General features: G+C 66.6%; 13 protein-coding genes. 5 read left to right on the top strand and 8 right to left on the bottom strand.

Annotated features, from left to right (window positions below; genetic code table 11):
- Nucleotides 1-236: 236 nt before the first annotated feature.
- Nucleotides 237-539, top strand: a complete 303-nt coding sequence (locus DKM19_RS39490; protein WP_110702984.1) for a YbaB/EbfC family nucleoid-associated protein — start codon at nt 237-239, stop codon at nt 537-539.
- A 12-nt stretch (nt 540-551) separates the two neighbouring features.
- Here the strand turns inward: DKM19_RS39490 and DKM19_RS39495 are convergent, their stop codons facing one another.
- Together DKM19_RS39495 and DKM19_RS39500 are read right to left on the bottom strand one after the other, a co-directional pair.
- A complete protein-coding gene (locus DKM19_RS39495) occupies nt 552-1,385 on the bottom strand; it encodes an alpha/beta fold hydrolase (protein WP_110706309.1) in 834 nt (277 codons plus the stop codon).
- 255 nt (nt 1,386-1,640) lie between these two features.
- Nucleotides 1,641-2,189, bottom strand: coding sequence for a DUF4240 domain-containing protein (locus tag DKM19_RS39500; protein ID WP_239513832.1), 549 nt, complete (start codon nt 2,187-2,189; stop codon nt 1,641-1,643).
- A 255-nt stretch (nt 2,190-2,444) separates the two neighbouring features.
- Between DKM19_RS39500 and DKM19_RS39505 the strand changes: the two genes are divergently transcribed.
- Nucleotides 2,445-3,281 carry a MerR family transcriptional regulator gene (locus tag DKM19_RS39505; RefSeq protein WP_162642104.1) on the top strand — a complete coding sequence of 279 codons (837 nt, stop codon included), beginning with the start codon at nt 2,445-2,447 and terminating at the stop codon, nt 3,279-3,281.
- A 45-nt stretch (nt 3,282-3,326) separates the two neighbouring features.
- Here DKM19_RS39505 and DKM19_RS39510 read toward each other — a convergent pair whose 3' ends face one another.
- The 4 genes from DKM19_RS39510 to DKM19_RS39525 form a co-directional block, all read right to left on the bottom strand.
- Nucleotides 3,327-3,782: a MarR family transcriptional regulator gene (locus DKM19_RS39510; protein ID WP_204358436.1), complete on the bottom strand. Its 456-nt coding sequence runs from the start codon at nt 3,780-3,782 to the stop codon at nt 3,327-3,329.
- 403 nt (nt 3,783-4,185) lie between these two features.
- Nucleotides 4,186-4,521 carry a peptidase inhibitor family I36 protein gene (locus tag DKM19_RS39515; protein ID WP_110702991.1) on the bottom strand — a complete coding sequence of 112 codons (336 nt, stop codon included), beginning with the start codon at nt 4,519-4,521 and terminating at the stop codon, nt 4,186-4,188.
- 401 nt (nt 4,522-4,922) lie between these two features.
- A complete protein-coding gene (locus tag DKM19_RS39520) occupies nt 4,923-5,288 on the bottom strand; it encodes an iron chaperone (protein ID WP_110706312.1) in 366 nt (121 codons plus the stop codon).
- A 207-nt stretch (nt 5,289-5,495) separates the two neighbouring features.
- Entirely contained in the window at nt 5,496-6,032 is a 537-nt protein-coding gene (locus tag DKM19_RS39525; RefSeq protein WP_110702994.1) for a helix-turn-helix domain-containing protein, read from the bottom strand.
- Nucleotides 6,033-6,107: 75 nt separating this feature from the next.
- Between DKM19_RS39525 and DKM19_RS39530 the strand changes: the two genes are divergently transcribed.
- The 3 genes from DKM19_RS39530 (at nt 6,108) to DKM19_RS39540 (ending at nt 9,287) form a co-directional block, all read left to right on the top strand.
- Nucleotides 6,108-7,241 carry an aminotransferase class V-fold PLP-dependent enzyme gene (locus tag DKM19_RS39530; RefSeq protein WP_110702998.1) on the top strand — a complete coding sequence of 378 codons (1,134 nt, stop codon included), beginning with the start codon at nt 6,108-6,110 and terminating at the stop codon, nt 7,239-7,241.
- Between the two features lie 23 nt (nt 7,242-7,264).
- Entirely contained in the window at nt 7,265-8,656 is a 1,392-nt protein-coding gene (locus DKM19_RS39535; protein ID WP_204358437.1) for an amino acid permease, read from the top strand.
- A 103-nt stretch (nt 8,657-8,759) separates the two neighbouring features.
- Complete coding sequence (locus DKM19_RS39540; RefSeq protein WP_110703001.1) at nt 8,760-9,287, top strand: AAA family ATPase; 528 nt, start codon at nt 8,760-8,762, stop codon at nt 9,285-9,287.
- 131 nt (nt 9,288-9,418) lie between these two features.
- Here DKM19_RS39540 and DKM19_RS52650 read toward each other — a convergent pair whose 3' ends face one another.
- Together DKM19_RS52650 and DKM19_RS39545 are read right to left on the bottom strand one after the other, a co-directional pair.
- A complete protein-coding gene (locus tag DKM19_RS52650; RefSeq protein WP_255415462.1) occupies nt 9,419-9,550 on the bottom strand; it encodes a hypothetical protein in 132 nt (43 codons plus the stop codon).
- Complete coding sequence (locus DKM19_RS39545; protein WP_369987010.1) at nt 9,550-10,866, bottom strand: OFA family MFS transporter; 1,317 nt, start codon at nt 10,864-10,866, stop codon at nt 9,550-9,552. Before DKM19_RS39545 ends, DKM19_RS52650 begins: the two co-directional genes overlap by 1 nt.
- Between the last annotated feature and the right edge of the window lie 250 nt (nt 10,867-11,116).

Here is an 11,116-nt window from a genome sequence, read left to right on the forward strand (position 1 = left end):
CGGCGCACGGAACTTCGCGATCTGTTCATGGCGAGGAGACCGGCAGGCGGCCCCTCACGGTGAGGAGCCGGTAGCCGTCACCCGAGCCCGGCCCGGCTCGGGTGACGGCTACGGCCTGCCGGACGACGGGCAGGTCATGCCCATGGACGAGGACTGAGTGGAAAGATCATCGGGCGGGGCCTGCGTTCGGTCTCCTTCCCGCCCGGAGGGAAATTCACGTAGCAAAGGAGCATCCCGTGGGCTACCCGGACGACGCGACCCTGCGCCTGATGGAGGAGGGCCTGAGCGATCTCACCGGCGAGGGCACGGCCGCCGACGAGATGATCCGGGTCGTCACCGACTCGGCCGGCCGGATCCTGAAGCTCACCCTGAACCCGAATGTCATGCGCATGGACAGCCAGGAGCTGGCGGAGGAACTCTGCGCCGCCGTACAGCGGGCGCAGGCGGACGGGGAGCGCAAGACGCGGGAACTGGTCGGTGGAATCCTCGGCTCTTCGGAACAGCTCCCCGATCGCACGCAGCTCTGGAACGGGCACTGATCGGCCTGGCGATCAACCCGCCTGGGCATCCGCCGAGGCGAGAAAGTCCAGCAGCAGGTCGGTGACCTTGCCGGGCGCCTCCAGTTGCATCCAGTGGCCGATCCCGTCGAGCCGCTCGTAGCGCCACGGCGCTGTGACGTGTTCTTCGGTGCCGGTCATCGACCGCTCGGTGAGGAACCGGTCACCGCTGCTCCACACGCCCATGGTCGGCACCGAGATCGGCGGCAGGATGGCGTCGTCGTTGAGGAGCCACTCGGGCGGCACCCCCTTGCGGTAGATCGCCAGAGCCGCACTCAGTGCCCGGGGGTCACGCATGCGCTCGATGACCTCGTCCCGATCGGGATGCTCGGCCAGCATCTGCCGCATGTTGGAGAAGTCGTGCTGGCTCAGCCACTGCTCGGCGACCCCTTGGAACTGGAACAGCAGCATGTACCAGGACTTCTCCCGCTGCTCCCAGCCGGCCGACAGCATCGCGCCGCGATGGCCGACCGACAGGCAGGCCAGGTCGGTGACCCTTCCGGGCGCCATGATGGCGACCAGCTGGGCGAGGGCCGAGCCCCAGTCGTGCCCGACGAGGTGAACCCTGTCGACGCCGAGCTGGTCGAGGATGCCGATCAGGTCCCCGGCATACGCGGCGATCCTGTAGCTCTCCAGGTCCTCCGGCTTGTCCGAGGCACCGAAACCGCGCAGGTCAGGGGCGATCGTCCGATATCCGGCGGCGTTCAGCGCGGCCACCTGGTGCCGCCAGCACGCGTGGGTGTCGGGAAAGCCGTGCACCAGCATGACGGCCGGGCCCTCCCCGCTGACCTGCACCTCCAGCGCGATGCCGTTGACCTCGATACGCATCACACGGCTCCGAGCACAAAAATATTGATCATGATGCTCTCCTGAATCGGAATCGACACACATCGGAGGGCCACTCCCGGCACCCACCTTACGGCCCCTCTCCTACCCGATTTTCGCTCAGGAGTCGACGTTCGGGAGCCTCCGACCGTGAGAGACGACTCTCAGCGCCCTACGGGTTCCGGGTGCGGGCCGCCCATGCGCCAAGGGTTCCTCACGGGAGGATCTGCGTTGTGCACGAGCGTCGCGGGCCGCGGGTCAGCTGGACCAGCCGGCCGGATTCGAACACGACTCGCGTGAGATTCCCGATCCGGTGTCCGGGAAAGCTCCATGGCGCTCGCGGTGCAGGTGGGCGAAGAAGTAGCACATCTCCTCGCACTCGGCGTCCGGCACCGCCTTCTTCGGATCCTCGGCCACCGCGGCGTAGAAATCGCGGCCCAACGCGACGATGAAGCCGCGCGCATAGAGGAAACCGTCATCGGAACCGTCCGTGACCGCTTGGATATCCGCGCGGTCGATGTCATAGAGCTTGCTCTCGACCACCCGATCAAGATCCGCCAGCTCGCCCGCCGACAACCCCTCGCCGATGGAGCGGAGGTTGCTCAGGAACTCCCGCAGAGCGCCTTCGACCACGGCGAGCGGCGGCTTGCCGTGAAGGTCCTCGCCGGGGTCGGGCACCCGATGTGTCAGCGCCCGTCGCGCCTGATCGACTTCCACTCCCAGCGGTGCCCAGGCCACCTCCACCAAACTCCAGAAACGCTCCTCGTCCCCCACCGGGAGTTGCCGGTCCTTCACGTTCGTCGCCACCCCTCATGACCAACCCTGCGATCCGTACCGATCACACAACCAGACGGCACTGACAACCAACTCCCATCCGGGCGATGGCCGACCGGGCGTGGCCGGACTCATGCGTTTCCTCCTCGACAGGCGTAGACGACTGACCGGCGGCCGATCACGACGTTTTCCGATCATGAGGAGGACGATTCCTCGATGTGGCGGCCGGTTGACTTTGCCCCTGGGGCAGACCGCAGGCTCGGAGTGACCAGAACGAGGGAGGCGGCCATGGAGCTTCTGACGATTGGGGCGTTCGCGAAGGCGTCCCGGCTCTCGCAGAAAGCACTGCGGCTCTACAACGAGCTGGGCCTGCTCGTGCCCGCGCGGACCGATCCGCTCAGCGGCTACCGGCTGTACGATCCGGCGCAGCTCGAACGGGCCCGCCTGGTGGCGAGACTGCGCCTGCTGGACATGCCGCTGGCCCGGATCAAGGCCGTGTGCGACCTGGAGCCGAAGGCTGCGGCCGAGGCGATCACGGCCTACTGGGCACAGGTCGAGGTGGAGCACTCCGCCCGCAGGGACCTGGCCGCCTTCCTCGTCGAGCAGTTGACCGGAAAGGACAGTCACATGTTCGATGTCGAACTCCGCGACACCCCCGAGCGCATGGTGCTGAGCGCCAGGCGTCACCTCACCGCCGACGAGCTGGGCGGGTTCGCCACCGACCTGGTGAGACGGCTCGGCGACGGCACGGTGCCGGGGCTGCCCGGCATCGAGGGCGCGCCGTTCCTCATCTTCCACGGGGAGGTGAACGCCGACAGCGACGGCCCGGTGGAGTGGTGCAGGCCAGTACCCATCGACCAGGCCGTGCGGATCGCCGAGCGCTTCCCCGACCTGGAACTGCGCACCGACCCCGCGCACAGGGAGGCGTACGTACGGCTCACCAAGGCCCAGCTCGACCCGGTGAGCTCGGTGCGCGCACTGCAGACCCTGGGCACCTGGGCCGTCGAGCACGACCTGATGAATCACCTGGCCGGGCCGCCGCGTCAGGTCTTCTTCGCCGACCCGACCATGGCCGCCGCCGACACCCCCGTCAGCGACCTCGTCGGTCCGCTGCTCCCGGACTAGGCCGTTTCTGCGGATCATCCCGGAGCACGAGGAACGGGGAGGTGTTCAGGGAAGGTCGCTGTTGCCGCCCAGGTTGGCGATCACGCGGCGCAGGACGTTGAGAGCGGCCACATATTCGTCCGTCCCGACGCCCTCGTGCATCTGCTCGTGCGCCTGTGCGTTGCGAGCCTGGGCGCGGAGCCGCCCGGCCTCCCCGATTTCGGTAAGAGACAGGACCCCGGCCTCCTCCGTCATCCACCCGCGCGTGACCAGATCGTCGAAGACGCCTTCGAAGTCGATGCCGAGGTCGTCGAACGGGGCCAGACGATCGGCGAGCCGGGCACGACTCCACGTGCCCGGAGCGCCCGCGACGTGGTTGAGCGTCCACCAGTGCGGTTGGGTGAGCTGTTCCACGGCCAGCTCCGCCCGGATGCGTCCGACCACGACACGACCCGCCTCGCTGCTCCAGTAACCGATGGGCTGCGCGGCCAGCTCTTCCCGGGCGTACTCCTTCATGATCATTGAATGAGCTCCTTGTCAACGGTTGAACGAATGTGATCACCGTAGAAGCTCAAGCAAGGTTGAGGTCAAGCCACCCTGGTCGCCGGCTTGGCCAGGACCTTCACTCCGGCAGATCGAAATGCTCTCAGCCGGCAGAAACAAAGACAGAACCCGGCAGATCGAAAGGACAGGCTTCGGCAGATCCAAAGCAGCGCGTACGTCGTGACTTTTCCTCTTCGCAATCTCGTGCCGCGAGGCCGCCCGGTGATATCCACGTGGAATTTCGAGGGCCACGGCCAGCACCCGAGGCTGGAGTTGATCGCGGCACCGGTGCCGTATCAGCTCAGATTTCATGAGAGCGGCAACGAAAGAGCCCTTCCACCCGACTCCGAGTGAAAGGGCCCCTCAAGGTCTGAGGTAGGTGTCAGCTGGTCGCGCGGAAGCTTCGACCGTCAAAACCTGTGAAGCTGTGGATGTCGGTGGCGGGGAAGGTGAGCGCCTGGCCCGTGCAGTCCGTCGTCTTGTAGACCTGGATGGACTTGCCGGTGTTGTTGAACTCGGAGTGCACCGTGAACGGCAGCGTCGTGCAGTCGGCGCTCGGGTCCGCGTAGGTCACGGGCTGGCCGGCGAAGGCACCCGACCAGAAGGTGACACCCGAAGACGTGGCATCCGCGGACGCGGGGGCGACGGTGCCAAGGATGACGGAGAGCGAGGCAACGCTCGCGAGGCCCAATGCGAGCTTGATCTTGATAGTGGGCATGGCTTCTCTCCTTGCTTGCAACGGTGCGGCGAACTGCCGCATCCACGACGATCGCTTTACAGATGACCTGACAGACAACGCGATCATTGTGTTGAATCGTTGAAAAGTCAACGAAACTTTTCCGCAACGAGCGGTGGCGATGCGTGAAACGGGCCGCGGGGATGACCCCGGAAAGACGTGAGGACCCTGGTAGAAGGACCGGGCTTGATCACGGCCATTCATCAACGACGGCGGTGATCGCTCAGGGCGGGCATGCCGATCGGGTGATGGACGCCGCCGGAATCCGCTGGAAACAGGTGACCGTACGGTGCGGCTTGGTCAGGCGGGTTCGGCCCGCAGCGCCTCGACCGCGTCAGTGATCGATCAATGTCTCGGTCCATCCCAACGCAAACGTCCCGCCGTCAGCAGATCTTGCCCGGCTCGGCCGCGGTGGCTGTCAGCAGATCCCGTACGAGATCGAAGTCGACCTTCTCCGGCTTGCGGAAACGCAGGCAGCCCTTGCCCATGTCCTGCCCCTCCAGGCGCTGCTCGAAGGCCTCACGGACGTCGCTGCGCACAAGATAGAAGGAGATGTACTGCTTCTGACTCGCGAAGCCGATCTCAATGGTGCCGTCCCGCTCGTACCCGGGCATCCCGTACGCCATGACCTCGGTGAAGCCCGTGAGCTCCGTACGGCACAGCTCGCGCAGCCTGGTCAGGACCTCCCTGCGCTCATCGGGCACCTCGGCGAGGTAGCCGTCCACGTCTTCCGCCTTGCTCTGCACCATGCAGAGAGCGTATGTCGTGTTCGAGAATTCGATCAATGTTCAAACACTGCAGGAAGTCCGCCGGATGCCATTGCCGGCCCGCGCGGGGCACCCCTCTTGGCTCTTCTCGATCGACAGAAACAGAAAAGCACCTCCCTTGCAGGACTCCGGCCATCGCCTCGAGGCCGGAGCTCGCCGGAGTTGTCCGCTTCCCGACGGAGAGCCGGATCAGTAGCTGGGCGGGGTGACCGCGATGACGAAGTCGACGGGAGTGTCGCCGGGGTTCAGATAGCGGTGCGGCAGCGAGGAGTGGAAGTAGCAGCTGTCTCCCACGCTGAGATCGTGCTGCACGCCGGACACCTCGACGATGAGCCGCCCCTCGAGCACGAGGACGCACTCCTCCGAAGGATGCGACCAGGGCGTGGCGGCCGAATAGCCACCGGGCGGCAGGTGTCCCTTGAGCATTTCGAGGCGGCCGTGCCCGGGCGAGACCCGTGAGTAGGTGATCCCACCGACCGGCGACGCGACCAGCATCCGGTTGTTCTCGCGGATCACCGAGACGGCCTTCGTGTCCTGCTCCTGGAACAGGCTGAACAGCGGCAGCTGGAGCACCCTCGCGATCTTCCTGAGCGTCTCCAGGCTCGGATCGGTCCGATCACGCTCGACCTGGCTGATCAGCCCGGTGGACACACCCGCCGCCTCCGCCAGTTGTGCGACGGTCAATCCTCGCTGCGTACGGATTTCCCGAATTCTGGCTCCAGTCACCAGGCGATCCTAACCGCCGTCAGTCACATTGAAAATGGTTGACCTGATTGAAACAACGCATGTAATGTGCCCGAAATGTCGCAATATTTGGACGCTACGCAGTTCCGGGCCGAGTTTCCAGCACTCACCGACACGGTGCACCTGGCCAGCTGCAGTCAGGGCGCGTTGTCATCCAGGCTCGCCTACTCCCTGCAGGAGATCGGATTCTCCATGAGGGACAAGGGCGCGCCATGGGGCCTGTGGATGGCCGAGGTCGAGTGGGCCCGCGAGCGGTTCGCCCGCCTCATCGGAGCCTTCCCGCATGAGATCGCGATCCTGTCTTGCGCGTCCGAAGCCGCCTTCCAGGTCGCGTCGTCGCTGGACTGGTCCCGCCGCGCTGAGATCATCACCAGCGACCTGGAATTCCCATCCATCGCGCACGTGTGGCTCGCCCAGGCGCAGCGCGGGGCGCGGGTCCTGGTCGCCGCCGACACCGGCGAGAACATCGACGCCGAGGCCTACGCCGCGGTCGTCAACGAGAGCGTCAACCTGGTCTCCATCCCCCTGGTCACCTACCGCAACGGTGCCCGCCTGCCGGTCGAGGAGGTCATACAGCTGGCGCATGAGCGTGGTGCCCGGGTGTTCGTGGACGCCTACCAGGCCGCCGGCGTGATGCCGATCAACGTGCGCGAGCTGGACTGCGACTACCTGGTGTCGGGCTCGCTGAAGTATCTGCTCGGCCTGCCCGGCATCGCGTTTCTCTACGTGCGCGACGGGCTCGCGCATCAGCGCGATCCCGAGCTCACCGGGTGGTTCGGCCGTACGAATCCGTTCGCCTTCGACACGCGGCTGCTGGACTTCCCCGACGACGCGCGCCGCTTCGAGACCGGAACACCGCCCGTGCCGTCGGCCTACGCCGCCAACGCCGGGTTCGACCTCATCGAGCGGGTGGACCTGAACGCCGTGCAGATCCACGTCTCCGCCCTGGCCGAGGAGCTGGCCGAGCGGCTGGCCGCGGCGGGCGAGAGGGTGGCCAGTCCGGCCGGGTTCCGCGGACCGCAGGTGGCGATCGAGGACGACGATCCGAACGCGCTGGCCGAGCAGCTGGCCGCGCGCCGCATCATCACCGCGCCACGCGGCAACCTGCTGCGGCTGTCCCTCCACTACTACAACGATCGCTCCGACCTCGACACGGTCGTCGACGCCATCAGCGCATGCCGTAAGGCCTGAACCCACCCCCCAAGAGGTTTGCCGTGGAAAACGAATCCGGCCTGCACCGGGGCCTCCGTGGACGCCAGCTCACCATGATCGGCCTGGGCGGCGCGATCGGCACCGGGCTTTTCCTCGGCTCCAGCCTGGCGATCTCGCAGGCCGGACCCGCCACGATCATCGCCTACGTCGCCTGCGCGGCCGTCGCTCTGGTGATCGGATGGGCCCTGGCCGAGATGGTCGTCGTCCATCCCCAGGCGGGCGCCTTCGGCATCATCGCCCACCGTTACCTGGGCCCGTGGTCCGGATTCGTGGTCCGCTGGACCTACTGGACCGTCCAGGTCATCGCCATCGGCGGCGAGGTCATCGCGGGCGGGATCTACGTGCGATTCTGGTGGCCGTCGCTGCCGCTCTGGGTGCCCGTGGTGGTGTTCTCCGTGGTCGTACTGATCACCAACGCCGTGGCGGTGAAGGTGTTCGGCGAGGTGGAGTACTGGTTCGCGATGATCAAGGTCGCGGCCATCGTCGTGTTCATCCTGCTCGGCATCCTGCTGATCACCGTCGGCCTGCCCGGCGCCGAGGCCACCGGTACGGCGAACCTCACCGCGCACGGCGGCTTCCTTCCCAACGGGATCAGCGGGCTCTCCCTCGCCATCGTGTTCGTGCTGTTCAGCTACGTCGGCGTCGAGGTCGTCTCGGTCACCGCCGCGGAGTCGGAGAACCCCGCACGGGACATCCCCCGCGCCGCCCGCCGGATGGTCACCCGCCTGGCGCTGTTCTACATCGTGGCGATCACGATCGTGCTGACCGTGGTGCCGTGGACCACGACCGCCCAGGGCGGGACCGTCACGGAGAGCCCCTTCGTCAGGGTGTTCTCGGCCGCCGGCATCCCCGCGGCCGCGACCATCATGAACTTCGTCGTACTGACCGCCGCGCTGTCCAGCGCGAACACCAACCTCTACCTGACCACCCGCATGATGCACTCGCTGGCCACCGGCGGCTACGCGCCCGCGTGGACGGGACGGCTCAGCGGTTCGGGCGTGCCGCGCAACGCCCTCGCGCTGTCCGCACTCGGCCTGGCCCTGGCCGCGTCGCTGTCGGCCGCGAGCGAGAGCGAGGCGTACCTCGCGCTGTTCGGAGTGTCGGTCTTCGGAGCGCTGGTCGTGTGGCTGCTGATCCTCGCCACGCACTGGGCCTTCCGCCGCACCCGCAGAATCCAGGGCCTCCCGCCGTCGCCCGTACAGCTCTGGGGCGCCCCGGTCACCTCGCTTCTGGCCATGCTGTTCCTCGCCGGAGCGCTGGTCTCGACGCTGTTCATCGCACCGCTGCGGCCCGCGTGGTGGGCGGGTGTTCCGTTCTTCGCGATTCTCAGCGTCGCCTACTGGATGACCTCGCGCCGATCAAAGGCCCTGGCGTCCGCCGAGAAGCCGATCTGATCCACCGGCGGATGCCTTTCCTGCGGATTACCGAGGCTCCTTTTCCAGATCAGCTTGGGCGAATCGGCCCGTCACGATCACCTCGCGTGGATACGCTCGGGCGATGATTATCTGGTTGAACGGGACCTTCGGGGCGGGCAAGACGACCACCGCCGGGGAACTGGTCAAGCTCGTTCCAGAGGCAAGGATCTTCGACTCCGAACACGTCGGCTACATGCTGAGACATGTTCAGGGCCTCCCGGAGCTCGGCGACTTCCAGCACTGGCCCCCGTGGCGCGGACTGGTCGTGGAGACCGCCTCCCAGCTGCTCGGCTATCTCGGCGGAGTGCTCGTCATCCCGCAGACGGTCCTCGTCGAGCAGTACTGGACGGAGATCCGCACCGGCCTCGAGAAGGCCGGCATTCCCGTCCACCACTTCGTCCTGCACACCGACCACGACACCCTCATCCACCGGATCGAGACGGACGCCGTGGAAAGGCAGGCACGGCAGTGGCGTCTTGACCACCTCCCGGGCTACCGCGACGCCCTGCCCTGGCTCAGCCACGAGGCGAAGGTCGTCGACACGACCGGGATCCCACCGGAGCGGGTCGCTCAGATCGTCGCCGCCGGCGCCGGAGTCCCCCAGGGGTGATCCGCATCCGGAAACGACGCGGTCCGACGCGGACACCACGGAGCCATGCGGCGCGGGTGCCGCGGAGTCGGATGCGGCGCGGGTGCCGTGGAGCCCGCGCGCCGCATTCGACGTCGTTCGGTCTACCGCCGTCAGCCACCGAACAGCTGGGTGACCTTCTGGATGAGTTCGTAGACCCCGTAGGCGAAGGGCAGCCCGACCCATGCCCACACCAGCAGCATCAGAGGGTTGAATCCGGTGCTCGTCTCCTGGACGTCTGCCATCAGGCTTCTCCTCTCATGGCCAGCGGGCCCTGCTGACCGGCCTCTTCGACTGTCGGCTCGTGATAGACGGGGTTCACCGGGCGGATCAGCTCGTTGGCCAGGAAGCCCACCGCCAGCAATACGATCATGATGTAGAGGGACGTGGTGTACAGCGAGGGCCCGGATCTGCCGGCGGCCTCCTGGGAGTCGGCGACGGCGTTGACGATCAACGGGCCGAGCACGCCCGCGGTCGACCAGGCGGTCAGCAGCCGGCCGTGGATGGCTCCCACCTGATAGGTGCCGAACAGGTCCTTCAGGTACGCCGGGACGGTGGCGAACCCTCCGCCGTAGAAGGACAGGATGCCCATCGCGCAGACGATGAACAGGGGCGTGGAGGAGTCTCCGGCCAGTGCGATGACCAGGTAGAACAGGGCGCCCACGCCGAGGTAGACGCGGTACATGTTCTTGCGGCCGATCACGTCCGAGGTCGAGGACCACACGATGCGTCCCGCCATGTTCGCCAGCGACAGCAGCGCCACGAAACCGGCGGCGGCGCCGGCCGCGACCGGCGTGGACGTGTTCGCGAAGAAGTCGCCGATCATGGGGGCGGCCTTCTCCAGGATGCCGATGCCCGCGGTGACGTTGAAGCACAGGACGACCCACAGACACCAGAACTGCGGGGTGCGGATCGCGTTGCGCGCCGAGACGTTGGCGGTGGTGACCAGCGATCGAACGGCGGTCTTCGCCGGATCCCAGCCGGGAGGACGCCAGCCTTCCCTCGGGACCCGGATCAGGAACACGCCCATGGACATGAAGACCGCGTAGACCAGGCCGTGCACCAGGAACGTCTTGGATATCCCGCCCAGGTCGCTGCCGAAGGCGCTCAGCATCTCGGTGGACCACGGCGAGGCGATGAGCGCGCCTCCGCCGAACCCCATGATCGCTATGCCCGTGGCCATTCCCGGCCGGTCGGGGAACCATTTCATCAGGGTGGAGACCGGCGAGATGTAGCCGATGCCGAGGCCGATTCCGCCCACAAAACCGTATCCGAGGACGACCAGCCAATATTGCCCGAGGGCCACCCCGAGCGCGGAGATCAGGAATCCCGAGGAGAAACAGATCATCGAGACGAACATCGCCCAGCGCGGGCCGTTGCGCTCGACGAGCGTCCCTCCGAAGGCGGCCGACAGGCCGAGCATGACGATGCCCAGCTGGAACGGCAGGGCGCTGGCCGTGCCCGTCAGACCGAAGGCCGACTCAAGGGGCTTTTTAAAAACGCTCCACGAGTAGGCCTGGCCGATGGCGAGGTGGACCGACAGGGCAGCCGGAGGGATCAACCAACGGCTCCAGGTCGGGGGAGCAACTGTGCGTGAACGGCTGAAGAACCCGGAGGGGGTTAGAAATGTCAGCTTTTGTCCATTTTTGCCGTGCATTGGAATACAGTATGCCGTCGTCACTTATCTGTCGACAGTAATGAGCGAAACAGTCAAGGCGGATCCGTCAAGGCAACCCTTCAACCTCAGGTCCCCCACGTCACGGCATCGAGTCCTTGCACGTCGGTGTTCCCACGGTGTGCGCCGGGCAACC

This window comes from Streptosporangium sp. 'caverna', assembly GCF_003203775.1.
Classification (GTDB): domain Bacteria; phylum Actinomycetota; class Actinomycetes; order Streptosporangiales; family Streptosporangiaceae; genus Streptosporangium; species Streptosporangium subroseum.